Here is a 25,000-nt window from a genome sequence, read left to right on the forward strand (position 1 = left end):
CACCGAATGCGAGGGTTTGTCTACACGCTGAAGCTCAAATCCTAATGGATTTGAGCTTTTTTATGATGATTTCATCCAAGGCATTTTCTGATAGGTCCGATAGGCTCTTCCGTTAATATAGAAAAAGAACGATGTTTTCCCGCTTGATTTGATCAGTCTTTTTGCCAGCTTGTTCATCTCTTTTTGGGCTGTCACTTTTTCATCGGACAAATAGACCGCCAGTAATCCTCTGTTAATCAATTTGTGAAAGTTTTCATGCGGAATGCCTTTCAGCTGCTCATCCGCTTTTTCGATAAAATGCTGAAGTCTATCCATCATCTCATGATGAGAATCATAGTATGAGCAAAAGTTCAGATCTCCCCCAAGCCTGTCCTCTTCTTGGTCTATTAAATAATCGAGTAAAATGTGCAGACCTTGAATATAAGGGAAATAGCTTTCGTAAATTTGCTTCGCCTGCTTTTCTGTAAAATCAGGCTGCAGCGCATACGCCACAAGACAGAATATCCCTAACGTTGATCCCGCACAAGCTGAAAACTCATACCATTCCATCTTCGGCAAATCTTTTTCATACTGGCGGAACCATGACTCTAGCCGTGGTACACGCTCATGGGGAACAACGTGCTTATGTACTTGCAGGTCACTATAGTAATCACACAGCGTGTGTAAATATGGCTGAATGATCGGATAATGCCGAACACGCGTAAGCACATCTTGACATGTGCGGACAAGCGCATGTAAATATCCATGATCCTCTTGATCATCACGGAATTGATAGTATGGCTTGAGCTCAGCATGAATATCAAGCGCATCTCTCATCGCTTGATGCAGCATATGGAAATCCTTTGGATCAAGCGACGTGCTGCGGTCACAAAGGTTATCTAAGTAATCACTAATGGTTTGATACGCCACAATGAATTCAATACACGTTTCTTTCTCTTCACCTGCCAGAAGAGATAAAATGCCTCCGCCTTCACAGTGAAACGTTTTACTCGATATGCTCGCTAGTGCCTGCGTTCTCAGTTCTTCATTTTCAATCATTTCGGCATGAGCCCGCCACTTTTTCAGCTCCTGATGAACAAGCGGAAAAATATCTTTATACACCTTTGTCATCAGTGCAAAAGGACGCTCTGGTACTGACAAATCACTCCACCCCCAAAACTTAAAGCTCACAATCAAATATATTGATCTGTAAAGGCTCTTGCCGCCTTAAACACATCTTCTCTTTCTGGTTCATTAAAAATTTCGTGATACAGTTCTTCCCATTCACGGTATGATTTATTAGTTGATTCTATGCCATTGAACCATTTTATCACCCTCGTTTTATCCACGATCTTATCATCGCCCGCCTGCATTAAAAGGAGCGGGATCGATTTAAAGACATTCGTCGGCTGCATCGCCGCATCGATATTTTTGATCAGCTCTCGATACCAGCGAACCGACACCTTTGTCACGTAAAGAGAATCATTTGAGTCTGCCTCAATGACCGCCTGATTTCGTGTGGCTAGTTCAATCGACAGCCCTGACTCCACTTTAAAAGACGGTGCGAGCACATTTAGACCTTTTGACGCAAAATCCATCAGCTTCTTCGGTTTAAATTGCAGACCTAAACAAGGTGATGATAAAATAAGGCCATTCAACTTCGTATGGGTATACTGCTTCATCCACTCAATTGAAATGAGTCCACCCATACTGTGTCCAAGTAAAAAAGTAGGAAGCCTGAATGATTTCGCATGCTCGATCCATTCATCGACTGTATCAATGTATTCTTGAAAAGAACGAATGTGGCCTCGCGCACGTGTCGATGTGCCTTGCCCAGGCAAATCACCCATGACGACGTGATAGCCTGCATTCCGCCACATTTCAATCAGCCATTTATATCGGCCGTGATATTCACTCGCACCATGTACAATGACAATTGTACCAACTGGTCTTTCAGCATGCCAAGTCCACAAAGTAAACACCTCACAAATGTTGTATTAAGAAAGGAAGTCGAAAAAGTGATTTATCCATATCATCAGTTTACACCTGAGATTCATGAATCGGTCTTTGTCGCAGATAACGCCACCATTACCGGTGATGTCACAATTGGAGAATATTCGAGCGTGTGGTTCCAAACCGTCATCAGAGGCGATGTTGCACCTGTGAGAATTGGAAAGAACGTCAACATTCAAGATTTATCGTGCCTGCATCAAAGTCCTGGAAAAACACTTCTTATTGAAGATGGTGCTACCATTGGACACCAAGTCACATTACATAGCTCAATCATTCGAAAAAATGCCCTCATTGGCATGGGGTCTATCATTCTCGATGGTGCGGAGATTGGCGAAGGCGCCTTTATCGGTGCAGGAAGTCTTGTCCCTCAAGGAAAGGTCATCCCAAAAGGATCACTCGCTTTTGGCCGTCCAGCCAAAGTCGTTCGGCTGTTAACAGATGAAGATATCCAAGACATGGACCGAATCCGCAGAGAATATGTAGAAAAAGGACAATACTATCGTTCCCTTTTATCTCGTTAACATCATACGTGTATCTTCACTTTATCATGTTTTTTTCAGGATATTAAGCAATAACTATGAACCGCTTGTTATTTTACCCTTTTCCGCCACTTTCTATCATGACAAAAAAGGTTTTCAGCACAAAGCTGAAAACCTTTTTTCATTAACTGAAGATGACTTCTTTCGGTTGATGATTCAATTGCTCTGGATCAATACTGCGCTCCACATAAATGCTGTGCCAAATCATAAAAATCAGGACGGTCCAAATCTTACGGCTATGATCTGCTTTACCAGCACAATGTTCATTTAATAAATCAAGCACATACGCTTTGTTAATATATTCGTCAGTTTGACTGTTTTTAATGATGTCTTTCGCCCAAGCGTTCATCTCATTTTTCAGCCAATGACGAATTGGAACAGGGAAGCCAAGCTTCTTGCGGTTTAACACATGGTCAGGCACAATGCCTTCTGCTGCTTTACGCAATAAATATTTCGTTGTGCCATCTTTTGTTTTCAGCTCTTCTGGAATTTTAGAAGCCGCTTCAAATACGACCTTATCAAGGAAAGGAACGCGAAGCTCAAGAGAATTCGCCATTGTCATCTTATCTGCTTTCAGTAAGATGTCCCCGCGCATCCACGTATGAATATCAACATATTGCATTTTGTTAATATCACTGTAGCCTGCACTTTCCTCGAAGTATGTCTTCGTCACATCACGATACGTAATGTTCGGATCATACTGCTTTAAGAGGTTTTTCTTTACTGGCTCTTCAAAGATTTTCGCATTACCGATATAACGTTCCTCTAATGGTGTACAGCCGCGGACGATAAAGCTTTTTCCTTTCATTCCTTCTGGCATTAAGCGCGCCAGACGAAGAAGAAGCTTTTTCAGCATAGATGGAACAGATTCAAATGGTTTAAGAGAAAGCGGCTCACGGTAAATATTATATCCACCGAACAGCTCGTCTGCTCCCTCACCAGAAAGAACGACCGTCACTTGTTTCTTCGCTTCCTTTGCCACGAAATACAATGGAATCGCCGCCGGATCAGCTAAAGGATCATCTAAATGCCAAACAATTTTCGGAAGCTCGTTCATATATTCCTCAGGAGAAATTACCGCACTGAAGTTTTGTAAGCCCAGCTTATCAGCCGTTTCCTTCGCTACATCAACTTCACTAAAGCCATCCTGCTGGAAACCAACAGAAAACGTCTTCAGCTCAGGATGAAATTCCTTTGCAACAGATACGATGAAAGAAGAATCGATACCACCTGATAGGAATGAACCAACAGGAACATCACTTCTCATATGAACTTTCACAGAATCATAGATTGCATCGCGTACTTCTTCAATCAGCTTCTGTTCTTGTGTTTGCACAGGCTTGAATTGAACCTTCCAGTAAGTCTTAAATTCAATCTCCTGTCCTGGGCGTAAAGTAAACTGATGACCTGGCTCTACTTTGTGCACCTTTTGATCAAGTGTATTTGGCTCAGGTACGAACTGGAATGACATGTATTGCTGCAAAGCAGTCTCATCAAATAAAATGTTCTCGTTCACTGCCATCAAGCTTTTGCGTTCAGACGCAAAGTACACTTGCTCATCCATTTGTGTAAAATAAAGCGGTTTGATGCCGAAAGGATCTCTTGCGCCATATAACAATTGCGCTTCTTTATCCCAAATTAAAAATGCAAACATGCCGCGAAGCTTAGAAGCCGCTTCTTCTTTATAATGACGGTATGTAGCAAGAAGTACTTCCGTATCAGAATCTGTGCTGAACGTATAGCCTTTTTTCACAAGCTCTTCCTTCAGCTCCACATAGTTATAAATTTCTCCGTTGAAAATAATCCAATACTTTTCATCTTCATAAGAAAGCGGCTGCTTTCCGTGCTCAACATCTATAATACTTAAACGTCTAAATCCAAATCCTACATGCTCATCATGAAAGTAACCCTCATCATCCGGACCACGATGAACGATGAGACGATTCATTTGTTTAATTAGCTCTTCCTGTTCAGTAGTTTCGGACAATGGACGGTGATTAAATACACCAACAAACCCACACATATTATTGCCTCCACGTTATGTTATTTCTTAAAAGTAGACCTATAATTAGACAGTATTTTGTCCGATTTTGTTTCACATTTTTTCGCTTTTTGAAGATTTTTTTTTAATCAAAAGGAAAACCGCTTAAAATAAGCGGTTTTTTATGTTGTTATTGTCCCAATGCTTCTTTGCGAAGTGTATCGGCTTTATCCGTTTTTTCCCACGGAAGATCTAAGTCGTGACGGCCGAAATGTCCGTATGCAGCTGTTTGTTTGTAGATCGGACGGCGCAGGTCAAGCATTTTAATAATGCCAGCTGGACGAAGATCAAAGTTTGCACGAACCACTTCAATTAATTTTTCTTCTGAAGCTTTTCCTGTCCCGAATGTATCAATTGAAATCGATACAGGCTGTGCAACCCCAATTGCATAAGCAAGCTGTACTTCACAAGAATCTGCAAGGCCGGCAGCTACGATGTTTTTCGCTACGTAACGAGCAGCGTATGCCGCAGAACGGTCAACCTTCGTTGCATCCTTACCTGAGAAAGCACCGCCGCCATGACGAGCGTATCCGCCATACGTATCAACGATGATTTTACGTCCAGTTAAACCAGCATCCCCTTGAGGTCCTCCGATCACGAAACGGCCAGTTGGGTTAATAAAGTATTTTGTCTGTTCATCAATCAGTTCACTTGGAACGACAGGACTGATGACATGCTCTTTTAAGTCACTTTGAATTTGTTCAAGCGTCACTTCTGGTGCATGCTGCGTAGAAATAACCACTGTGTCAATACGAACTGGTTTGTTTTGCTCATCATATTCAACTGTGACTTGTGTTTTTCCGTCTGGACGAAGGTATGCAAGTGTTTCATCCTTACGTACTTCTGTTAAACGGCGAGATAATTTATGCGCTAGTGAAATCGGCAGCGGCATGAGCTCTTCGGTTTCGTTATTGGCAAAACCAAACATCAATCCTTGGTCACCTGCACCAATCGCATCAATTTCTTCTTCCGTCATTGTTCCTTCACGTGCTTCAAGCGCTTTGTCTACACCTTGCGCAATATCAGCAGACTGTTCATCAATTGATGTAAGTACAGCACATGTTTCCGCATCAAAACCATATTTCGCACGTGTGTAGCCAATTTCCTTAATTGTGTCACGCACCGTCTTTGGAATATCGACATAAGTAGACGTTGTAATTTCACCGCTTACTAATACGAGACCGGTTGTAACAGAAGTTTCACAGGCAACACGTGCATTTGGATCTTTCTTTAAAATTTCATCCAAAATGCTGTCTGAAATTTGATCACAGATTTTATCCGGATGTCCTTCTGTCACTGATTCTGAAGTAAATAAACGACGATTTTGACTCATAATGGCTATTTCCTCCTGTACAAGACCACATCATCCCAAGATGAGGCCTCCAATATGATACGGAACTCGTTCCCTCTTATATTTGAAAACGTTTATATTAGAGATGTTATTGGCAATTTGTTCATATGATATCCCAAAAATAAAAAAACCATTTCCTTCATTGCGAGGAAAGGGTCTGAGATCGCATGCCTTTCACTCTTATCGCTCAAGGTGTTCTTGTACCTTGCATCAGGTTAGCACCTTGGTTTCTCAGCATTTTCATGCCTTTTAAATAAGAAACCGGTTGCTGGGCTTCATCGGGCCTGTCCCTCCACCAACTCGGGATAAGAGTATCCGTTCAATAAGATATCTTATCTTAAACCCTTGCGTCATGTCAATGCTTCATAAGAATTATCTCCCTCTTTTTTCTCCTCACCATTAGCATCACCAAAAAGCATATTTTCATAGCAGAAATGAAAAAACACACACAAAAATTTTTAAATAGTATAGACTATTATTATTAATGTGTTATACTAATCGAAACAAACAAATTCAACGGTAAAGGAAGGGTTTTTTTATGAACTCAGTGGATTTAAAAGAAGATTTGCAGTCATTGCTCTCATTAGAAAATACGCACCAAAATTTATCTGTTCCGAAACTTGTTGAAAAGATTTTGGCACGTAATGAAGGCGTTTTAACATCAACTGGAGCTGTCCGCGCCACAACTGGAGCCTACACAGGACGTTCGCCTAAAGATAAATTTATCGTCAAAGAAGAAAGCTCTGAACATAAAATCGATTGGGGTCAAGTAAACCAGCCAATCTCCAAAGAAGCATTTGACCGTTTATATACAAAGGTTGTGTCATACTTAAAAGAACGTGATGAACTATTCGTCTTTGAAGGGTTTGCAGGCGCTGACGAAAGATATCGTATGCCGATTACAGTTGTAAACGAATTCGCATGGCACAATCTTTTTGCCAAGCAGCTATTTATCAGACCTGACGGGTCAACACCTTCTTCAAACGAAAAACCTTTCACCATCTTATCTGCACCGCACTTTAAAGCAGATCCTGCAACAGATGGCACAAACTCTGAAACGTTTATCATCGTTTCTTTTGAAAAACGCACGATTCTTATCGGTGGAACAGAATATGCAGGAGAAATGAAAAAGTCCATTTTCTCTGTGATGAACTACCTGCTTCCTGAGCAAGATATTTTATCCATGCACTGCTCAGCAAACGTAGGTCAAGAAGGCGATGTAGCCTTATTCTTCGGGCTTTCAGGTACGGGGAAAACGACGCTTTCTGCAAGCGCAAGCCGCAAGCTGATCGGAGACGATGAACACGGCTGGTCTGGCACAGGGGTCTTCAATATCGAGGGCGGATGCTATGCGAAATGTGTGAACTTAAGTGAAGAAAAAGAACCGCAGATCTACAAAGCGATCAGCTTCGGATCAGTTCTTGAGAACGTTGTGCTTGATGAAGAAACACGTGAAGCGGATTATGATGATACTTTCTTTACTGAAAATACACGCGCTGCTTACCCAATCGAAATGATTGATAACATCGTGAAACCAAGTATCGCAGGACATCCCTCTGCCATTGTCTTTTTAACAGCGGATGCGTTTGGCGTCTTACCTCCAATCAGCCGTTTAACAAAAGAGCAGGCAATGTACCATTTCTTGAGCGGGTACACAAGTAAATTAGCTGGAACTGAGCGCGGTGTCACATCACCAGAGACGACATTCTCTACTTGCTTCGGTTCACCATTCCTTCCGCTTCCAGCTCACGTCTATGCTGAAATGCTTGGCAAAAAGATTGATGAGCACGGTGCAAAAGTATTCCTTGTGAATACAGGCTGGACTGGCGGAGGCTACGGTACAGGCAAACGAATGAATCTCGCTCATACAAGAGCAATGGTGCAGGCAGCAATCGAAGGTGACCTTGACAATGCCGAGATGATTACTGATGACATCTTTGGCTTACACATCCCGCTTCATATTCCTGGTGTACCAGATGAAGTGCTTCAACCTGCTAAAACATGGGATGACCAAGAGGCTTATCAAGAAAAAGCACACTTCCTTGCCAATGAATTTAAAAAGAACTTCCAAAAATTCAGCCACGCGGCAAGTGACATTGAAGCCAAAGGCGGTCCACTCGTATAACCAAATGAAAAAAGCTGAGGAGAATTAAATCCCTCAGCTTTTTTAGTTAGTTGAATGCAAGGACACAAGACGGTACGTCACCTTCGTGACATTGTCTGTCAGCTCCAGCTTTTCAACATGTGCTGTCCCTGTTTTTTCTCCTTCTTTCGTTTTGCGCACCTCAAGTGGAATATTTAATGGATAAATGCGGTATCCATCCTTCATGAGTTCAAATACATTTTCTTCAATTCTTGTCTCTTTTCCCTTTGTGACAATCATTGTATTAAATTCAACAGGCATTCCCATAATGAAAATCCCCCTACTTTCTATATTTCGTTATACTGCTTATTTTACCACATTTCCGCTTTTTCGGCTGTGCATCCATGTGGTCAGCCTTCTCACAATTTCTCGATTATGCTGCGGCGGGAAATAGTGGTTGTATCCGTGGAAATACCATGTCTCCACGGATTTCCCGTGCTGGCGCAGCGCATCTTCTAACAAATACGCATGCTCAATCGATACATTTTGGTCCTCTTCTCCGTGGATGATAAGGACAGGTGCTTCAATTTTGTCCACATCATTTAAAGGGGTTCTGTTCTCATATGCCTCTGGCACCTTATGCGGCGGGCCGCCAATCACACGCTTCATCATCCGTCTCATATCCACACGCTCTTCATAAGTCAGTTTCATATCACTGACGCCTCCCCATGTGACAAAGGAAGCTGCCTCCTGTTTCATTTCAACAGCGGTCCAGATGCCCATAATACCGCCTCGCGAAAAACCAAAGATATGAATGCGGTCCTTCTTCACTTTTTTGTGCTGTTTTAACAGTTGAAAGGCAGCGAACGCATCTTTTCGATCTTCTCCGGCAAAATCTTCGTTCCCTTCGCCTCCTTGGTTTCCCCGGTAAAAGGGAGCAAAGACGACAAAGCCCTGCGCGGCAAATTGCACAATCCGGCCCGGTCTGACCATCCCCACATTTTTAATGCCGCCTCGTAAATACAAAAAGCCGTCGTAGAAACCTTCTCCGGCTGGTTCAGCGAGCAGCCCTTTCATCCGAAGTCCATCTGCTTCATAGGTCACTGTATATAAGTGAATATGCGGATGGGGCGACGGAAACCTTCTTTTTTCCACAATCACTCGATTTCTCTCCTTTTCATCTTTGATTACGTCCATTGCTTCAGCATCGCTTCTGCGACAAGCTGGCCTGATTTTGTCACCATCGGCGTGCCGCCGCCAGGATGACTTGTTCCCCCAACAAACCAAAGTCCTTCAATGTCCTTTGACTGATTATTGATGCGAAAAAATGCCTGTTTGAACGAGTTTGAAGACATACCATAAATGGCTCCACGATATGCCCCCGTTTTCTGCTGCAGATCGAGCGGGGTTTGAACCGCTTCATATTCGATAAGCTCATCCAAATCAAAAAGACCTTTTTCCATTAATTTGTTTTTTACATGCTGACGATATGTCTCCTTTAGCATGTCCCAATCTTGCTCTTTTGTCACATAAGGTGCATTGGCCAGTACAAACAGGTTGCTTCTTCCCGGTCCTCCGCTTAAAGCTGGTTCTGAATGACCTGAATAGCATATGTATAGCGCCGGGTCTTGAGGCAGCTGTTTTTTCTGAAAAATATCCTTGAATTCTTGCTCATAATCCTCAGGGAAAAACACATTGTGATGGGCCAGCTGTTCATAGACTTTAGGTACACCTAATAAGAGAACAAAGCCCGACAACGACGGTTCAATGCCAGACAGTTTTTGATTTAAATAACGAGGACGGTTTTTTTCATCTATGAGATGACGGTATACGGTCAGCGCATCTGCTCCTGCAATGACTTGATCTGCCTCATACATCTGCTGATCCGTTTCCACTCCTTTGACCTGCCGATCCTTCACATGAATCTTGTTCACTTGTTCATTGAGGTGAATCTGAACACCTAATTCTTTTGCCAGTGTCTCAAATGCCTCAACTAAACGATATGTACCGCCCTGTATTCCATAAATCCCTTTCTCCCCTTCTAAATACGCCATCATATTAAAAATAGCCGGCGCCTCGTAGGGAGAGGAGCCAATATAAGTAGCATACCGTCCAAACATCGCCAATGTATGGGGGTGACGGAAATATTGACGCAGCAGGCGCTGAACGGATGTGAACGGTTTGACAGCGAGAAGTGCTTTCATCAGCTTTAAATCCGCCTTATCCTTCCAGCTCAATAACAGACGATTTAAAAACTGCTCCTCTGCCTTTTGAAAAAGCGCCTTTGATTCCTGCAAAAATGCACGGTATTGCTTCGCATCTTCAGGACTGAATGCAGCAATTTGTGATTCCATTTGCTCCATATTCGGCGTAAACTCGACCGTATGTCCATCTGGAAAAAAATTTTTGGTAAGCGGAGAAATCGGATAAAAGGTCACATAATCCTCCATCCGTCTATGACAGGCTGTAAACACTTCTTCAAAATATGTCTTCATTGTAATGGTACTCGGTCCTAAATCAAAAGAGTAGCCTGCTCCGTGATGGCGCTGCAATTTCCCGCCTAAAGTCGCTTCTTTTTCTAAAATGGTGACCTGAACCCCGCGTGACTGTAGACGGATCGCGGCTGATAATCCGCCAAATCCGCCGCCGATGATGATCACTTTTTTCATTGGTACCTTCTTCCTTTCCATTCATACCCTTCTTTTTTCAGACCGATTTTCATAGAAGCAAAGCCAATGGCGATCAGACTTAAAATACTGAGCGGCAATAAAAAAGCCATCGCAGATGTCCGCCCGTTTTCAATATCAATTGCCGCTTTAATCGACACACCCAGCCCATAGCAAAGAATGGCTAAGCATATGCTCAAAACATCCAGCTGAAACAATGCGATCATGAAACAAATGACAGGAACCAAATAAAGGAGGGTGTATAAACAAAAGACAGTGCTTAACAGAGGAATGCTTCGATTCACACCCGGGAACAAATTTTTCCGGTAACCTTCCCAAACCTCTTGTCCACTTTCATACATTCTCATATACACAAATGGATGAATGCTTGCAAGTGTGAACGGAAAACCTTTTTCCTTCACCCGTTTAGCCAAAGCCATATCATCAACGAGTGAATCCTTGATCGCTTTATGCCCGCCAATGTCGTGATAACAATTCTTTTCAATGGCAATAAAACCGCCATGTGCTGCGGCAAAAGCGGGGTTCTTAGATTTTCTTATCCATTTCACTGGCAGATGACAGCCAATGGTAAACATCATCATAGGAACCACAAGATGCTCAAACAATGTGCCTGTTTTTTGTTCTGGAAAACCTGACAGCATGCCCGTTTTTTGCATACATAACTGCTTGTATACTGATTCAACTGCCCCTTTTTTTAACCGGACATCCGCATCTAAAAATAGCAGCCAGTCAGAAGCTGCTGCCTCTGCGAGCTGAGAGCAGGCATATGATTTACCAAGCCAGCCCCGCTGTAATGGCTGACCTGACTGGACACGGATCCACGGATATGTTTCTGCGAACCGCTCCACCATCGCTCTTGTCTGATCTGTCGAATGGTCATCAAGTACGATAAGCTCTTTCGGGTAAAGACGTTGATCAACGATCGACTGAAGACAGGCTTTTATCCTTTTTTCCTCATTTCTCGCTGGAATCAGAATCGATAACGAAATAGGTTCACCCGGCGAAAAGGATGCTGGCTTTAAAACAGGAAGCTGCCTCATATTCCATATGGTGAAAATAAACTGACAGAGCAAGAGTACACTGATCACGATTAAGAAGACCGCCATGTTTTCACCCACTTTTTAAAGGAATCAAACGCATCACTTGTTGATTGACTTGTCCTTGTCATCTGTCTAAATTCTTGATTGGTTGAAAAATCAGGGTCAGCGATGACCTGTGCTTGATGTGCGTTTAACTGCGTTTCAAGGAGATCCCTAAGCAGATGCGTCACGTCCTTGCTTCGAAGTTCTCCGCCAGATACAAAGGTATCTTCACCAAACACAGCAGATACTGTCGGCTTTTGAAATTGATTAAATGTATAATGCAAGGTCACAGGCTTCACCACGACTTGCTCAAATTGTCTCACTAAAAAAGAAGCCCCGCCCTCCAATTCAAGCGGCCGCACATCCTGATGCATGATTTTCCCCTGTGGAAAAAGCCATACAGCCCTGCCAGCCTGCATGTTCTCTTTTGCCATCATTAATGCTTGCTTCACACTTTTCAGATTCTCTTTATGAACCGGAAACGCTCCAAGCTTTCGGAAAAAGGCATATTGCTTCAGCTGTTTCTCCTCCATCATCATATAGTGATCGAGCCCAGATGCTTTTTCTGTTAAAAGAAAGATGATCAGTCCATCCCACCAGGAGCTATGATTAGCGAGATAAAGAACAGGCAGCTTCTCGTTTGGGTCCACAGCGCCTTTCATCATCACGCAGCGGAAATGTTTATGAAGTAAATACCGCTCAAGATAAAGAGAAAATATACGTCTAAACGATCGGCTTTTGTCGCTTTCTTTCAAATTGAACCCTTCCTTCACACAAAATAACAATGATTAGCGCTAAATAAAAAATGACATCGAGCCCGCCCTTTAATGCCAGCACACCAAAAAAGAACACCATTGCCTGATAAATACGGCTCGTCCAGCTGAGGGCCTTTTGACCAACCTGAACAAGCGGGAAGAGAAAGGAAAGTCCTGCTCCAATCATACCCCAGCTCACAAAATTCTCAAAAGGAATACCATAAAAACCACCGCCGTCATACCACACCCAAAATTTCCGTTCAGCCGCTACTGGGTCTAATATGAGGTCAAGCAAGACAATCCATATCCCCGTTTCGACAGCTCGTTTCCATTTTGACTGCTGATTGGATAAAAAAAGGCTGTTTAAAAACACACCAACCCATGCAAAAGCAATGGTTAAAGGCACCCCTGCCACTAGAAAACCTAACGTCGGATAATAGTCATAGGCCCCGAAAGGAAAACCGGTTGTGATCCCTATCCATTCAACCGTAAATGTCAGCACCCCGACAATAGCTGCCCTTTTGATCACAAACCCCCATGAACCATAAATATTTCGCCCAATTTCTATCACACAGCAGGCATACAGCCCAAGGAAAATGCCATTTGCAAACTGAAGCCATGCTGGCACTTCAAAAGAGACCATTAATATGAGTCCTACTAAATACCATCCAAGAAATACCCAACTCACTCTATACACGAAACCGCCCCTTTGTTTCTGCCAAATTCAAGAAAGTATTCATGCTTCTAGTATAGAAAAAAAGACACGTTCTATAAATAAACAATGCGCTTCTTATTTTCATCTAGGCACTCACCAAAAATCCCTTTTGACATACTTTAATTAGTGATCTAGAACAAAGGAGGCGAATTACTCTTGAATCGTTCCATCAAAGTCAGACTGGCATTCATCGTCGTTGTCCTGCTCTTTATTCCATTTGTCGCCTGTAAAAAAGAACAAGAGCAGACCGTACAAGTAGCCGAGGTGACCCATTCGGTTTTTTATGCTCCGCTATATGTTGCCTTATCTGAGGATTTCTTCAAAGAAGAAGGGCTAGAGGTTGAATTAAAAACGACTTGGGGCGGTGATAAAACGATGACAGCTCTCTTATCCGGCGGTGCAGATATCGCCCTGACCGGATCTGAATCCTCTATCTATGTAGAGGCTCAAGACACAAAAGACTCTGTCATCAACTTTGCACAGCTGACACAAACAGACGGTACATTTCTTGTTTCAAGGGAGAAAGTGAGCGAATTCTCTTGGGATCAATTAAAAGGAAAAGACTTTCTTGGACAGCGGAAAGGCGGCATGCCGCAAATGGTCGGTGAATATGTCCTGAAAAAGGAAGGCATTGATGTAAAAAAGGATCTCCGCATGATTCAAAATATTGATTTTGCCAACATTTCAGGTGCTTTCTCCTCTGGAACTGGCGATTTTGTGCAGTTATTCGAACCGACAGCATCCTTAATTGAAAAAGAAGGCAAAGGGTACATTACCGCCTCCTTTGGAGAGGCTTCCGGAAAGGTGCCGTATACCACCTTCATGGCAAAGAAGAGTTACTTAGAGGAAAACAAAGAAACAGCTGAAGCCTTCACTCGCGCCATTTACAAAGCGCAGAAATGGGTAGAAGCCAAGCAGCCGGAGGAGATTGCCAAAACCATTCAATCTCATTTTCCTGACACAGAACTTGATGTTTTATCAACTGCCATTAAACGCTACAAACAGCAGGACTCCTACGCAACAGATCCCCTTCTGAATGAAGAGGAATGGAACAAATTGCAGGAAATCATGAAGGAGAGCGATGAATTGCCGAAATTTATCCCGTACAAACAACTTGTCAATTCATCCATTGCAAAGAAGGTCACAGAACACAAATAGAATAGGAGGTAGCACATGTCTTTCCTTCAAATTGACCATGTGACCCACACGTACTTCTCTTTAAAAGAAAAAACAACGGCCATACAGCACATCAATATGGAGATAGACCAAGGAGAATTCATCTCATTTATTGGTCCCAGCGGCTGCGGAAAAACCACCCTGCTGTCTATCATTGCAGGAATAACGCCGCCCTCTGAAGGCCGAATTTTAATCGAAGGAAAAGAACCGAATCAAAAAGAGCATCAAATCGGCTACATGCTCCAGCAAGATTATTTGTTTCCTTGGAAAACCATCAAGGAAAATATCATTCTCGGGTTAAAAATTACCAAACAAGATTCACATGAAGCCACCTCCGCTGCTCTTGGCTTACTGCCTAAGCTTGGCCTTCATGATGTAGAGGAAAAATACCCGAAGGAGCTGTCAGGCGGTATGAGGCAGCGTGCGGCTCTCGCCCGAACGCTTGCAGTGAATCCCGGTCTGCTTTTACTAGATGAACCCTTTTCAGCTCTAGACTATCAAACCAAACTCACTTTAGAGGATCTCGTCTTTCATACACTCAAAAACTATCAAAAAACAGCGGTCCTTGTGACACATGACATTGGCGAAGCCATTGCGATGAGTGACCGCATTTTCTTATTCTCTAAGCATCCTGGCTCAATCAAGAGAATTTTTACCGTTCCAGATGAACTGAGGACTCTTTCTCCTTTCGATGCAAGACAGACCCAGAGTTTCCAAGAGCTCTTTCAAACGATTTGGAAGGAGCTGAAAACAGTTGAAACACAGTGACCTTTTGCATGAAGCCTATCGCAAAAAATACCGAATGGAAAAACGCATGACCCGAATCTATCAGTTCATTATTTTCGCCAGCTTCTTTTCGCTTTGGGAGCTTGCCAGTCATTTTCGTCTTATCGATCCACTGATATTTAGTTCACCATCAGCAGTCTGCCAATTGTTTGTACAAAAAATATCCGATGGATCTTTAATGAATCATATGAGTATTACATTATTTGAAACGGTGCTCGGATTTCTACTCGGTACCTTTTGCGGCATTTTGCTCGCTGCCGCCTTATGGTGGTCCACCCGCCTGGCAAACGTTCTTGATCCTTATTTAGTCATTTTAAATGCCATGCCAAAAGTTGCCCTCGCCCCGATTTTAATTGTTGCCCTTGGGCCTGGCATGATCAGCATCGTTGCCATGGGCGCAATCATTAGTGTAATCATTACGACGATCGTCATATATACAGCCTTTCAAGAGGTCGATGAGAATTATTTAAAGGTGATGAAAACCTTTGGTGCGAAAAAAAGCGTCGTCTTTCGCGAGGTCATTTTGCCAGCTAGTATTCCAACGATGATTTCTGCCATCAAGGTCAATGTCGGCCTTTCTTGGGTTGGGGTTATTGTAGGGGAATTTCTTGTTTCCTCAAAAGGGCTCGGCTACATGATCATTTACGGCTTTCAAGTCTTCAACTTTACACTCGTGTTCTTAAGTCTTTTCATTATTGCCGTGTTTGCGACCATCATGTACCAGCTTGTGGAATGGCTCGAACGCCGTTTTCTTCAAAAATAAAAAAGCACAGGGATTGGGGACTGACCCCATAAGATGAGACAAATAAAAAACACCTTCAAGTTTGAAAACGGATCGTTGTAATCCGAAATAAAACATGGAGGTGTTTTTTCTATGGGGACAAGAGTGAGTTATCCGGTTGAAGTCAAACAGAAGGCTGTAGAAATGAGATTGGCAGGCGTATCAATGAAAGAGATCTTGCGGGAATTGAATATCAAAAATAAAACGCAGGTTCAGACATGGGTGAGGTGGCATAAGGCTGGGGATACACACCGGTTCGAACAGCCTGTTGGAAAACAATATACCTATGGAAAGGGTCCCGAGTACTCTTCCGAATTAGAGAGACTGCAGGCAGAAAATCGCTATCTGAGTCAACAGAATGAAGTTTTAAAAAAGTACAACGAATTGGAAAGGAAGTTGATAAGGAAACGTCAATCAAACTAGTAGAAGAATTGTGCAAAACAATGACAGTACAGGACATTTGTGTCCATTTAGGCGTCTCACGCGCTTCGTACTATAGATGGAAAAAAGATCTGACTCAGAATCATTCTAAAAAACAACTAGAGGAACAAATCGGCACGTTGTGCCGAGAGCACAAGTATCGATATGGATATCGAAAAATCACAGCCTTACTAAAAGTGAGAATGCTTATTAACCATAAAACTGTTCAACGTATCATGCAGAAAAACCAGTGGCAGTGCCGGGTTAAAATGAAAAAGCGTAAGAAAAATGGGCAGCCCTATGCTGTGGCTGGTAATATACTGGATCGGAACTTTCAGTCTGATCGCCCTCTTGAAAAACTAGTAACGGACATCACGTATTTGCCTTATGGACAGAAACAATTGTACCTTTCCAGTATATTGGATTTATATAATGGAGAAGTGATTGCGTTTACGATTGGTGATAAGCAGGACACAGACTTTATTTTAAACACACTTGATCAGCTCCCAGCACTGCCTGAAAACTGTGTGTTACATAGCGACCAAGGTTCTGTGTATACATCTTACGAGTATCAGAAAGCTGTTCATATAAAAGGCATTACCATGAGCATGTCCCGTAAAGGGACGCCCGCTGATAATGCCTCCATCGAATCGTTTCATTCCTCGCTAAAGTCTGAAACATTCTATCTTAACAGTATTGATCGAACTACGACCACCATCGTAGAACGCACTGTCAAAGAATACATTTATTATTATAACAACATTCGTATTCAAACAAAACTATACAACCAATCACCGATCAACTATCGGCAATTGGCTGTATAAAGGTGTTTTGATCCCTGTCTCAAAAACGGGGGTCAGTCCCATTGTCACCCTGCGCTTTTTTTAACGAATCAAACCGTTCTTTTCTAAATAAGCAAGACTTTGTCTTAACACATCATCTTTCATAATAAAACTGAAATTCTTATTTTTGGCGATGGATCTTGGCAAGTCTGCGAAAAGAACGGGTCCTTTCGTTTCAAAATACGTATCTTGCTTCACTAGCTTTTCAATATCAGCGAAATAAATATTCTTGACAATGACCTTTTCTCTGCCCAGCACCTGATATTGACCAATATACGTTAATTCACGAACAACAGCACCCGTCTCTTCTTGAATCTCCCGTATAGCGGCTTGGTCTGCTTCTTCATCCGGCTCAACTTTCCCTCCTGGAAACTCATAGCCCCGATCCTCATGTTCAGTGAGCAGCCATTTCCCTTGGTAGCGGCAGATGGCCCAAACATGCTTAGGATGACTTGAAAAAGGCTTCTCCTCAAAAGAGAGCTTGACCGTATTATGATAATAGTCTTTAAATACATGCATGTGAAATCCCTCATATCCTGTCCTTGCTTCTTGTAAAACATCATACCACAGATCACATTTATCTGAAGAATTTTTATCAAAAGTGAAACAAACGAGTGGTTCCAACTCGTCTGTATCTAAAATGAGGTATTGTTGCTAAAACCTTTTTATCATCTCCAACTTCACCCAATTTTAATCATGAAACCTTTTATCCCTATATAACGTAAATGAATCAGTGTTTGTCCTATGACAACGAGGAGGAAATCAGCATGAGTATAAAAAATGGGTCAAAACAAAACGCACCCCATGAGGTGATCAAGAAACACCTCGTGAAAGGGCAAAAGTTAGACTTAACAAAAGACAATCCAGCGGTCGACCAAATTCATATCGGGCTTGGCTGGGACCTGGCGGGTCAGCCAATTGATTTAGATACGCAAGTCTTTCTTTTAAATGAAGAGGACAAGCTGTTGTCTCCTAAGCATCTGATCTATTATCACCAGCAGCAAAGCTTAGATGGAGCTGTTCGTCATCTTGGTGATCATCAATTTGGCGGAGGGTATCGAGACAATGAAATGATTATTATGCAATTAAGCAGAGTCTCACCTGATATTCATAAAATTGTCGTCACAGCCACGATACATGATGCACACGAACGCCAGCATCATTTTGGACAAGTCACCAATGCCTACGTGCGACTTACGGATCAAATCTCGCAGCAAGAGATTTGTACCTATCAGTTAACAGAGGATTATTCGTATTGTACATCCATTATATGCGCTGAACTCACGAGAGATCAGGCGGAATGGAAAATCACGGCGACCGGGCAAGGGACTACTCTAGATTTAAATGATTTATGCCGCATCTACGGATTTACATCTTGACGCAGGAAAGGAGCCGGCACCTATGGGATTTCATTTCAACACGATAGAAGAGCTTACCTTACAAGCAGAAGGCAGCGGAATCTTTTTTGCCAAAAAAGGCGCCATGATTGCTGATCAAGGAAGTTTCCAATACCGCAAGCGATTACTTGGAACGAATAAAGGAAATATGGTCAGCCAAGTATTTAACCATATCAGCAGGAAATTCACAGGTGAAAACCTTGAGATGATGGAAGTGAGTGGACAAGGTACTTGCTACTTGGCGGATGCAAGCGAGCATGTAACAGTGATTAATCTTGAGCCAAGCGGTCCTTGGCAGCATGTAAGTGTAGAAAGTGAAGATTTACTTGCCTTTACTGAGGAATGCCATTACGGCGTCACACCAGTAGGCGTTGGTATTTTATCACAGAAAGGACTGTTTACATCAAAACTCTCTTATCAAGGGCACGGAGCGCAAGTCGCCATTAAAACGAATGGAAATCCGCTCATTTTAAAAGCCCCCTGCCGTGTAGATCCTGACGCAATTGTTGCTTGGACAGGCAAAGCACCGAAGGTCAAACTAGATGTGAACTGGAAAACTTTCATTGGACAAACATCTGGCGAATCCTACTTATTTGAGTTCCAGGAACAAGATCAAATCGTCATTATCCAGCCATCTGAGCGCACATCTGGCTTACGGGTGGGGTTAGATGATAATCGCTACAAACCTCAAAGCCAGAGCTCCTCTCATGAATTCACCAATTCACAGCAAGAAAATAGAGGCGGCGGGATCAGCGATTTGATCGGAGGCATTTTACAACCGCGAAAATAAAGCATGTAGAGAATCTCTACATGCTTTTTCAATTCATCAAACCATTTGTCTCAATAAAGCTCCTTGTCTCTTCATTGCCGAGCTCATAAATCATTGTGTAAATCTCTTTTCTTTTTCTATCCATTTCATCATTTGGACTATCATAATGATATTCAAGAAACGGAACATGCGCCCGAAAGAAGCCTTTCCAATCTGTCATATACTGTTCATCGAAATAGTCTCTCAGCTGCAAAATTTGATCATCATCTGCTTCTATTTGAAATTGCCAAGCCGCTGCATCTCTATGCTGCGATATCGATCCATCTTGTACGGATACATAGTACGTGTGTCTCGCCATCTGAATCATCCTTTTTCCTTTAGTATGACCAGATATGAGGAAATTACGGCTTTTTGCGCAATTTATTTTTCAACATGTCCAATACATCAATAAACAACTGTGGAATGGGAACTCCAAGGGCTCTGGCTGTCGAGACGATTTGGTAAGATTCATAAATAATATAAAAGATGATCGCTAAATCCTTAATCGTCCCATTTGTCTTCAGCATGACATCGAAGAAATGCGCCATCGATATTAAGGAGACTGTCACGATCTTTCGAACAAGCCGCGTAAAAAACCGCTTCATTGTGAGCTGCCCAGTCAAAGATTCTCTTAGGCTTGAACAAATTAATTCAATAGCCATCAACGTCACTAAAATCATCAGTAAATATCCTGCTCCACCAAACAGAAAGCCCATCGCCGACAAACTCACTGTAACCAACGAAAAGATGCCTAAATCCTTGCTCACTTGGCATCAACATCCTTTCAAAGTGGAACTCCTTACCTCAATAGTATATGCCGAATTCTCGCAATAGCTTGGACGACAAAAAATAAAGGCGCTGTTATGTCCTCAGGGAGACGAATGAAACCAAAAAAAGCCGCCCCATGAGGCGGCTTCTCTTTTTAGACTCTGACATCAATAAATGAAGCATCTGAATCCTTTGGCTGAACAGCTTGAGGCTGCTGCTGCACTTGATCCAGCATCACCATAGCTTGTGCTGTATTCGTAGCAAGCTGTGAATTCAACAAACTAATATTGAGTGTCTTTTGAATGCTCGCTACTTGCTGACTCATCATTCCTGCAATAGAAGACATCTACTTCCCTCCCTTCTCTTTTCTCTTCGGCTGAAAGCCCTATGATTTCAATGGGCTGTCTGTCCCGATTCCAATAAAAAAGAATGTCGGTCTATTTATGACCGACATTCTTTTCACATACGTGTATTATCCTAAATATGCTTTAAGCATCCAGTTGTGTTTTTCAATGGATTGATGAATCGCAAGCAGCATATCACCTGTAGTTTCATCGCCAACCTCTGCAGCCAGCTCCATTCCTTGCTTTAATTCCTCAGCGATATTGGAGAAATCATCATATAGATTTTTCACCATTTGCTCCGCTGATTCTTTGCCCTCTGCTTCTTGAATGCTGGAAATTTCTAAGCACTCTTTCATTGTCGCAACAGGCTGTCCATTTAAAGCAAGCATACGCTCAGCCAAATCATCAATATATGTAGCTGTTTCTGTATATAGTTCCTCAAATTTCTCATGGAGTGTAAAGAAATCTTTCCCCTTTACATACCAATGATAGTTATGTAATTTCACGTAAAGCACAGTCCAATCAGCTACTTGTTTATTGACGACGTTTAATAATTGTTCAGACATATTTATTCCTCCTTATGTAATTGCGTTTAGTATGAGAATACCCTTTTCTTATTATACTGAAACCTGCCGTCAATTTCTTCTATTTTGACTGCATGAAATATATGTTAATATGGAAATAAGGAGGGAGTTAGATGCTGTTACTTGGGATTATCAGCTTTATCATTATCTCAATCGTTGTCTTTTTATCATTGTGGACGACATCGAAGGCTTATGAATATAAGCATAAAGTCGATTCACCACAGGATGCAGAACCAAATCAACGTCCTAATCCAAAATAAATCCGCTTTTAATGATGTGAGGTTTCTTCTTCTTCAGTAGATGAACTCTCTTTTTTCACCTCACCTACGTGGATGTTCGTTTTTGGCATATTATGCTGCTGTTTAGCTGTCACATGGACTTGTATGATATAAAGGCCATCTTTTTTGAAGGCTGTGTGCAATTCGTATACACCCTTGTTTTCTTTCTTTGGCTGAATCATCTTGCTGTTATCCTTGTCGCCATCTTTCCACACTTCAAATTGAACATCATCTGCATCATCAACAGGCCTATCACCGTATGTGACAGCTGCTTTTACTATAACGCTTTCATTTTTCTCCACTTGCTCAGGTCCTGTGAGCTTTACTTCTAATAACTCAGGCACTTCCCCTTTGCCGCTATTTGCTGCAGAGTTTCCACATGCACTTAATAACGTGAGCATCAGAATCATTCCCAACATTTTTCGCATCCTGCGTTTCCCCCTTCTTTTACTGACATGTCCATTTTAACAAATATCCCCTATTTTGACATCTCTGTTTAAATTCAAATAAAAAACCGGACATCTAAATGTCCGGTTCATCCTTCTATTAACCAAATACTTTTAAAAGCTCTTCTTGATCCTGAGAAAGCCAGAAACGCATTAAACGTTTTGCCCCTTCAAGATCATGAAGCTTCGCTTGTCCGCATTGCTCTTCGTTTGCAGCAGGAATTTCTGTTACTTCAACCGCATCCTTGAATGTTGCATCAAGAAGTTCAACGATCTCTTTTGGAGTTGGTGCACCACTGACAACTAAATAGTAGCCTGTCTGGCAGCCCATTGGAGAAATATCGATGATATCAAAATGATCATATTTCTCTGAGTGTGTTCTAATATTAAACGCAAGCAAATGCTCTAATGTATGAATCGTATCAGGTTTCATCGCCTGCTTGTTGGGCTGACAAAAACGAATATCGAATTTATTTACTTCCCCATCTGATCCCACTTTATGAACGCCGCAATGACGAACATATGGCGCTTTTACAGCATTATGATCAAGTTCAAAGCTTTCGACTGAAGGCATAATCACCACTCCTATAATTGCAATTTCCTATATTATAACATATTTCTCCGACCAGTTTAGTTTATAAAACTTTCCTTCCTTGTCCTTTTTTCTTATACTGTGGAAGACAGACAAGGAGGAACCTCTATGAAACAAATTTTTATCGGCATGATACGCTTTTATCAAAAATGTATTTCCCCTCTTACACCGCCAAGCTGCCGGTTTTATCCAACATGCTCAAACTATGGACTAGAGGCGATCAAAACGCATGGCGCGGTCAAGGGCGGCTGGCTCACCATAAAACGGATTTTGAAATGTCATCCGCTTCATCCTGGCGGCATCGATCCTGTTCCGCCTAAAAAGGAAAAATAACTTACTTTTCTTCATATCCGTTGACAACTAAGTCAAGCTTCCCTGTTCCAGGGTCAATGACAAGCCCGTGTACAGGTACATCTGATGGAAGAAGCGGGTGATTTTTCACTACGGACACACTGTCCTTCACGCTCTCTTCGACTGAACTAAAGCTTTTGAGCCACTGTTTAAAATCAATTCCTGAGTATTCCAGTACTTCAATACGTTTTTCTGGAATACCGCGCTCAACGGCTTTATTTAAAAGTGTCTGGCTGTCTATTTTACTCATCCCGCAATCATGATGCCCAATGACATATACCTCGTCAGCATTTAATTCGTAAACAGCAACTAAAATGCTTCGCATAATACTTCCAAATGGATGAGAAACAAGCGCCCCAGCACTTTTAACAATCTTAATATCACCATTTTTCATGTTCATGGCACGCGGAAGCAGTTCAACAAGTCTTGTATCCATACACGATAGAATGACAGCTTTTTTCTGTGGAAACTTTGTTGTTGTAAATTCTTCGTATTTCTTTTCTTCAATAAATTGTTGATTATATTCGATGATTTCATCTAAAAGTTTCATACGTTTGTCCATTCCTTTATCTTTTTTTAAAAATAAATATAGCACAATGTAAGAAATTTCGTCACGTTTTGCAGCTTATTTTTTTAGAGGAAACATCTGCTGACGAAAATTTTTTATTTTCCTCTTTTCAAATCGTAATAATTACGATACAATAACTCAGGACATTAAATCGTAATCATTTCTATCTATTAGATTGAGAGGAGACATTTTCTACATGAAAAAAATCTTTTTTATTTTAACAGCTGCTTTATTCGCGATCGGTCTTGCCGCTTGCTCAAGCAGTGCGGGCACGAATGCTTCAAAAGGTAAGGCAGACGGGAAACTAATGATTTACACCACGATCTTCCCAATCCAAGATTTTACTGAAAAAATTGGCGGCTCTCACGTTCATGCTCAAAGCGTGTATCCTGCAAATGCAGATGCACACAGCTTTGAACCAAGTTCAAAAACAATGGTTGAAATGGCTGAAGGTGATGCCTTTATCTACAGCGGCACAGGGGCTGAAGCATTCGCAGACAAAACTGCTGCCACTTTAAAAGACCAAGGTGTGAAAACAGTCAAAGCAGCCGAAGGCATCAAATTGTTATCGACAAATGAAGAACATGCACATGAAGAAGGCGAAGATCATGACCATGAAGGTGAAGACCATGATCATGACGGGCACGATCACGGAGATAAAGACCCTCATGCATGGTTAGACCCGGTTTATGCGCAGCAAATGGCGAAAAACATTAAAGACACACTCGTCTCATTAGATCCAGATCATAAAGATGAATACACAAAAAACTATGAACATCTAAAAGAAGATTTGCAATCATTAGATCAAGAATTCAAAACAACGTTATCTAAAGCGAAACATAAAGAAATCCTTGTTTCTCACGCAGCTTATGGTTATTGGGAAAAGCGCTATGGCATTGAGCAAATCAGTGTTTTAGGATTATCCGCTTCTGAAGAGCCATCACAAAAACAGCTCGAAAACATTGTACAAAAAGCGGAAAAGCATCACATTCAATACGTTATTTTTGAAAACAACGTCAGCAGCAAAGTATCAGATACAATCCGCAGTGAAATTGGGGCAAAAAGCTTGACCCTTAAAAATCTAGAATCCATTACTGAAGATGATGCCAAAAACGGCGAAAGCTACGTCAGCTTAATGAAACAAAACTTAAAGACCTTAAACACCGCTTTAAATGATTAATGCTTTGAACCCCGGCTGATCACCCGGGGTTTTTTACTGTCAAAAAAAAGCACACCGTTATCAGGCGTGCTTTTTTGATTACATTTGATATTTTTTCTTAAACTGCTCGGCTCTTCCACCTTTTTCTCCGAATTTTTGGCGCCCTGTATAAAAAGGATGCGTATCAGAGCTTGTTTCTACTTTAATGACAGGATACGTTTTCCCATCTTCCCACTCTACTGTCTCGTTTGATGTCTTTGTTGATCTACTCAAGAAGCGGTAACCGCTGTTTACGTCCATAAATACAACTTCATGTGAGGTTGGATGAATATCTCTTTTCAATGTCAAAACTCCTTTCGTTAATAAAACGTAATGGTTACGTTTTATATTTATATTCTACTCCCTCTTTTACAACTTGTCAAAAAACAAGCTTTCTTAGTCAGGAAGAATAATCT

At 41.8% G+C, this 25,000-nt stretch carries 30 protein-coding genes and 1 riboswitch; of the genes, 11 read left to right on the plus strand and 19 right to left on the minus strand.

Features of this window, described 5'->3' with window-relative positions; all coding sequences use genetic code 11:
* Positions 1-60 precede the first annotated feature (60 nt).
* Together NSS80_RS14820 and NSS80_RS14825 are read right to left on the minus strand one after the other, a co-directional pair.
* Positions 61-1,140: a tetraprenyl-beta-curcumene synthase family protein gene (locus NSS80_RS14820; RefSeq protein WP_024424905.1), complete on the minus strand. Its 1,080-nt coding sequence runs from the start codon at positions 1,138-1,140 to the stop codon at positions 61-63.
* Between the two features lie 32 nt (positions 1,141-1,172).
* Positions 1,173-1,952, minus strand: a complete 780-nt coding sequence (locus NSS80_RS14825) for an alpha/beta hydrolase (RefSeq protein WP_024424906.1) — start codon at positions 1,950-1,952, stop codon at positions 1,173-1,175.
* A gap of 45 nt (positions 1,953-1,997) precedes the next feature.
* Between NSS80_RS14825 and NSS80_RS14830 the strand changes: the two genes are divergently transcribed.
* Entirely contained in the window at positions 1,998-2,513 is a 516-nt protein-coding gene (locus NSS80_RS14830) for a gamma carbonic anhydrase family protein (RefSeq protein WP_024426216.1), read from the plus strand.
* Positions 2,514-2,655: 142 nt separating this feature from the next.
* On the opposite strand, the gene asnB is transcribed toward NSS80_RS14830, so the two are convergent.
* Together asnB and metK are read right to left on the minus strand one after the other, a co-directional pair.
* Positions 2,656-4,554, minus strand: coding sequence for an asparagine synthase (glutamine-hydrolyzing) (gene asnB / locus NSS80_RS14835; protein ID WP_034279427.1), 1,899 nt, complete (start codon positions 4,552-4,554; stop codon positions 2,656-2,658).
* Between the two features lie 148 nt (positions 4,555-4,702).
* Positions 4,703-5,905 (minus strand): methionine adenosyltransferase, encoded by a 1,203-nt coding sequence (gene metK, locus NSS80_RS14840; RefSeq protein WP_034279424.1) that lies wholly within the window; start codon positions 5,903-5,905, stop codon positions 4,703-4,705.
* Between the two features lie 195 nt (positions 5,906-6,100).
* Positions 6,101-6,235, minus strand: a riboswitch (SAM riboswitch).
* 226 nt (positions 6,236-6,461) lie between these two features.
* Here metK and pckA point away from each other — a divergent pair.
* Positions 6,462-8,048, plus strand: a complete 1,587-nt coding sequence (pckA, locus tag NSS80_RS14845; RefSeq protein ID WP_024424910.1) for a phosphoenolpyruvate carboxykinase (ATP) — start codon at positions 6,462-6,464, stop codon at positions 8,046-8,048.
* Between the two features lie 42 nt (positions 8,049-8,090).
* Here pckA and NSS80_RS14850 read toward each other — a convergent pair whose 3' ends face one another.
* From NSS80_RS14850 to NSS80_RS14875, 6 genes are read right to left on the minus strand one after another with little or no spacing between them, the layout of a single operon-like run.
* Positions 8,091-8,333 (minus strand): DUF2584 domain-containing protein, encoded by a 243-nt coding sequence (locus NSS80_RS14850; protein WP_041114920.1) that lies wholly within the window; start codon positions 8,331-8,333, stop codon positions 8,091-8,093.
* Positions 8,334-8,372: 39 nt separating this feature from the next.
* Entirely contained in the window at positions 8,373-9,167 is a 795-nt protein-coding gene (locus tag NSS80_RS14855; RefSeq protein ID WP_041107366.1) for a prolyl oligopeptidase family serine peptidase, read from the minus strand.
* A gap of 26 nt (positions 9,168-9,193) precedes the next feature.
* Positions 9,194-10,675 carry a phytoene desaturase family protein gene (crtI, locus tag NSS80_RS14860; protein WP_041114918.1) on the minus strand — a complete coding sequence of 494 codons (1,482 nt, stop codon included), beginning with the start codon at positions 10,673-10,675 and terminating at the stop codon, positions 9,194-9,196.
* Positions 10,672-11,799, minus strand: a complete 1,128-nt coding sequence (locus NSS80_RS14865) for a glycosyltransferase (RefSeq protein WP_041114917.1) — start codon at positions 11,797-11,799, stop codon at positions 10,672-10,674. The genes crtI and NSS80_RS14865 overlap by 4 nt, the downstream gene beginning before the upstream one ends.
* Positions 11,784-12,530 carry a lysophospholipid acyltransferase family protein gene (locus NSS80_RS14870; protein WP_041114915.1) on the minus strand — a complete coding sequence of 249 codons (747 nt, stop codon included), beginning with the start codon at positions 12,528-12,530 and terminating at the stop codon, positions 11,784-11,786. Before NSS80_RS14870 ends, NSS80_RS14865 begins: the two co-directional genes overlap by 16 nt.
* Positions 12,499-13,227 (minus strand): carotenoid biosynthesis protein, encoded by a 729-nt coding sequence (locus NSS80_RS14875; protein ID WP_041114913.1) that lies wholly within the window; start codon positions 13,225-13,227, stop codon positions 12,499-12,501. The genes NSS80_RS14870 and NSS80_RS14875 overlap by 32 nt, the downstream gene beginning before the upstream one ends.
* Positions 13,228-13,401: 174 nt before the next feature.
* Here NSS80_RS14875 and NSS80_RS14880 point away from each other — a divergent pair, with 174 nt between their 5' ends.
* From NSS80_RS14880 to NSS80_RS14895, 4 genes are all read left to right on the plus strand, one after another.
* The gene (locus tag NSS80_RS14880; protein WP_024426224.1) at positions 13,402-14,403 is read left to right on the plus strand and encodes an ABC transporter substrate-binding protein; all 1,002 of its coding nucleotides are present in this window, start codon (positions 13,402-13,404) and stop codon (positions 14,401-14,403) included.
* A 15-nt stretch (positions 14,404-14,418) separates the two neighbouring features.
* Positions 14,419-15,189: an ABC transporter ATP-binding protein gene (locus NSS80_RS14885; RefSeq protein WP_024426225.1), complete on the plus strand. Its 771-nt coding sequence runs from the start codon at positions 14,419-14,421 to the stop codon at positions 15,187-15,189.
* Entirely contained in the window at positions 15,176-15,970 is a 795-nt protein-coding gene (locus NSS80_RS14890; RefSeq protein ID WP_024424919.1) for an ABC transporter permease, read from the plus strand. The genes NSS80_RS14885 and NSS80_RS14890 overlap by 14 nt, the downstream gene beginning before the upstream one ends.
* 111 nt (positions 15,971-16,081) lie before the next feature.
* A protein-coding gene (locus NSS80_RS14895; RefSeq protein WP_342498336.1) for an IS3 family transposase occupies positions 16,082-17,232 on the plus strand; the annotation gives its coding sequence in 2 pieces (ribosomal slippage) (positions 16,082-16,355 and positions 16,355-17,232; 1,152 coding nt in all).
* 60 nt (positions 17,233-17,292) lie between these two features.
* Here NSS80_RS14895 and ytkD read toward each other — a convergent pair.
* Complete coding sequence (ytkD, locus tag NSS80_RS14900) at positions 17,293-17,769, minus strand: RNA deprotection pyrophosphohydrolase (RefSeq protein WP_025093666.1); 477 nt, start codon at positions 17,767-17,769, stop codon at positions 17,293-17,295.
* A 248-nt stretch (positions 17,770-18,017) separates the two neighbouring features.
* Here ytkD and NSS80_RS14905 point away from each other — a divergent pair, with 248 nt between their 5' ends.
* Entirely contained in the window at positions 18,018-18,629 is a 612-nt protein-coding gene (locus NSS80_RS14905; protein WP_025093665.1) for a TerD family protein, read from the plus strand.
* Positions 18,630-18,651: 22 nt separating this feature from the next.
* Positions 18,652-19,437, plus strand: a complete 786-nt coding sequence (locus NSS80_RS14910) for an AIM24 family protein (protein ID WP_024424922.1) — start codon at positions 18,652-18,654, stop codon at positions 19,435-19,437.
* A 28-nt stretch (positions 19,438-19,465) separates the two neighbouring features.
* Here the strand turns inward: NSS80_RS14910 and NSS80_RS14915 are convergent, their stop codons facing one another.
* The 4 genes from NSS80_RS14915 to NSS80_RS14930 all read right to left on the minus strand — a co-directional run bounded on the left by NSS80_RS14915 (position 19,466) and on the right by NSS80_RS14930 (position 21,133).
* On the minus strand, positions 19,466-19,774 hold the full coding sequence (locus NSS80_RS14915) for a hypothetical protein (protein WP_024425787.1): 309 nt from the start codon (positions 19,772-19,774) through the stop codon (positions 19,466-19,468).
* Between the two features lie 43 nt (positions 19,775-19,817).
* A complete protein-coding gene (locus NSS80_RS14920; RefSeq protein WP_034279395.1) occupies positions 19,818-20,222 on the minus strand; it encodes a phage holin family protein in 405 nt (134 codons plus the stop codon).
* 155 nt (positions 20,223-20,377) lie between these two features.
* A complete protein-coding gene (locus NSS80_RS14925; RefSeq protein ID WP_024424925.1) occupies positions 20,378-20,569 on the minus strand; it encodes a hypothetical protein in 192 nt (63 codons plus the stop codon).
* Positions 20,570-20,695: 126 nt separating this feature from the next.
* Positions 20,696-21,133 (minus strand): Dps family protein, encoded by a 438-nt coding sequence (locus NSS80_RS14930; RefSeq protein ID WP_024424926.1) that lies wholly within the window; start codon positions 21,131-21,133, stop codon positions 20,696-20,698.
* Positions 21,134-21,264: 131 nt separating this feature from the next.
* On the opposite strand from NSS80_RS14930, the gene ytzI reads away from it, so the two are divergent.
* Positions 21,265-21,411, plus strand: coding sequence for a YtzI protein (gene ytzI / locus NSS80_RS14935; RefSeq protein WP_003217544.1), 147 nt, complete (start codon positions 21,265-21,267; stop codon positions 21,409-21,411).
* 8 nt (positions 21,412-21,419) lie between these two features.
* Here ytzI and NSS80_RS14940 read toward each other — a convergent pair whose 3' ends face one another.
* Together NSS80_RS14940 and NSS80_RS14945 are read right to left on the minus strand one after the other, a co-directional pair.
* Complete coding sequence (locus NSS80_RS14940; protein ID WP_041116883.1) at positions 21,420-21,857, minus strand: FixH family protein; 438 nt, start codon at positions 21,855-21,857, stop codon at positions 21,420-21,422.
* A 118-nt stretch (positions 21,858-21,975) separates the two neighbouring features.
* On the minus strand, positions 21,976-22,449 hold the full coding sequence (locus NSS80_RS14945) for an S-ribosylhomocysteine lyase (RefSeq protein WP_003217624.1): 474 nt from the start codon (positions 22,447-22,449) through the stop codon (positions 21,976-21,978).
* Positions 22,450-22,575: 126 nt separating this feature from the next.
* On the opposite strand from NSS80_RS14945, the gene yidD reads away from it, so the two are divergent.
* Positions 22,576-22,800, plus strand: coding sequence for a membrane protein insertion efficiency factor YidD (gene yidD, locus NSS80_RS14950; RefSeq protein ID WP_024424928.1), 225 nt, complete (start codon positions 22,576-22,578; stop codon positions 22,798-22,800).
* A 1-nt stretch (position 22,801) separates the two neighbouring features.
* On the opposite strand, the gene NSS80_RS14955 is transcribed toward yidD, so the two are convergent.
* Positions 22,802-23,368 (minus strand): carbonic anhydrase, encoded by a 567-nt coding sequence (locus NSS80_RS14955; RefSeq protein WP_024424929.1) that lies wholly within the window; start codon positions 23,366-23,368, stop codon positions 22,802-22,804.
* Between the two features lie 214 nt (positions 23,369-23,582).
* Between NSS80_RS14955 and NSS80_RS14960 the strand changes: the two genes are divergently transcribed.
* Positions 23,583-24,566, plus strand: coding sequence for a zinc ABC transporter substrate-binding protein (locus NSS80_RS14960; protein ID WP_041116881.1), 984 nt, complete (start codon positions 23,583-23,585; stop codon positions 24,564-24,566).
* Between the two features lie 78 nt (positions 24,567-24,644).
* Here NSS80_RS14960 and NSS80_RS14965 read toward each other — a convergent pair whose 3' ends face one another.
* Positions 24,645-24,887, minus strand: coding sequence for a type B 50S ribosomal protein L31 (locus NSS80_RS14965; RefSeq protein WP_024424931.1), 243 nt, complete (start codon positions 24,885-24,887; stop codon positions 24,645-24,647).
* Between the last annotated feature and the right edge of the window lie 113 nt (positions 24,888-25,000).

The sequence above is a fragment of the Bacillus sp. FSL M8-0350 genome, from assembly GCF_038593345.1.
In the GTDB taxonomy this organism is placed as follows: Bacteria; Bacillota; Bacilli; order Bacillales; family Bacillaceae; genus Bacillus; species Bacillus safensis.

Excerpts from the sequence above, each read along its gene's own strand:
- NSS80_RS14910 (WP_024424922.1), top strand. The coding sequence starts at position 18,652 with ATGGGATTTCATTTCAACACGATAGAAGAGCTTACCTTACAAGCAGAA.
- metK (WP_034279424.1), bottom strand. The coding sequence starts at position 5,905 with ATGAGTCAAAATCGTCGTTTATTTACTTCAGAATCAGTGACAGAAGGA.
- NSS80_RS14960 (WP_041116881.1), top strand. The coding sequence starts at position 23,583 with ATGAAAAAAATCTTTTTTATTTTAACAGCTGCTTTATTCGCGATCGGT.
- yidD (WP_024424928.1), top strand. The coding sequence starts at position 22,576 with ATGAAACAAATTTTTATCGGCATGATACGCTTTTATCAAAAATGTATT.
- NSS80_RS14850 (WP_041114920.1), bottom strand. The coding sequence starts at position 8,333 with ATGGGAATGCCTGTTGAATTTAATACAATGATTGTCACAAAGGGAAAA.
- NSS80_RS14865 (WP_041114917.1), bottom strand. The coding sequence starts at position 11,799 with ATGGCGGTCTTCTTAATCGTGATCAGTGTACTCTTGCTCTGTCAGTTT.
- NSS80_RS14925 (WP_024424925.1), bottom strand. The coding sequence starts at position 20,569 with ATGTCTTCTATTGCAGGAATGATGAGTCAGCAAGTAGCGAGCATTCAA.
- pckA (WP_024424910.1), top strand. The coding sequence starts at position 6,462 with ATGAACTCAGTGGATTTAAAAGAAGATTTGCAGTCATTGCTCTCATTA.
- asnB (WP_034279427.1), bottom strand. The coding sequence starts at position 4,554 with ATGTGTGGGTTTGTTGGTGTATTTAATCACCGTCCATTGTCCGAAACT.
- NSS80_RS14930 (WP_024424926.1), bottom strand. The coding sequence starts at position 21,133 with ATGTCTGAACAATTATTAAACGTCGTCAATAAACAAGTAGCTGATTGG.
- ytzI (WP_003217544.1), top strand. The coding sequence starts at position 21,265 with ATGCTGTTACTTGGGATTATCAGCTTTATCATTATCTCAATCGTTGTC.
- NSS80_RS14940 (WP_041116883.1), bottom strand. The coding sequence starts at position 21,857 with ATGCGAAAAATGTTGGGAATGATTCTGATGCTCACGTTATTAAGTGCA.
- NSS80_RS14915 (WP_024425787.1), bottom strand. The coding sequence starts at position 19,774 with ATGGCGAGACACACGTACTATGTATCCGTACAAGATGGATCGATATCG.
- NSS80_RS14945 (WP_003217624.1), bottom strand. The coding sequence starts at position 22,449 with ATGCCTTCAGTCGAAAGCTTTGAACTTGATCATAATGCTGTAAAAGCG.
- NSS80_RS14905 (WP_025093665.1), top strand. The coding sequence starts at position 18,018 with ATGAGTATAAAAAATGGGTCAAAACAAAACGCACCCCATGAGGTGATC.
- crtI (WP_041114918.1), bottom strand. The coding sequence starts at position 10,675 with ATGAAAAAAGTGATCATCATCGGCGGCGGATTTGGCGGATTATCAGCC.
- ytkD (WP_025093666.1), bottom strand. The coding sequence starts at position 17,769 with ATGCATGTATTTAAAGACTATTATCATAATACGGTCAAGCTCTCTTTT.
- NSS80_RS14885 (WP_024426225.1), top strand. The coding sequence starts at position 14,419 with ATGTCTTTCCTTCAAATTGACCATGTGACCCACACGTACTTCTCTTTA.
- NSS80_RS14955 (WP_024424929.1), bottom strand. The coding sequence starts at position 23,368 with ATGAAACTTTTAGATGAAATCATCGAATATAATCAACAATTTATTGAA.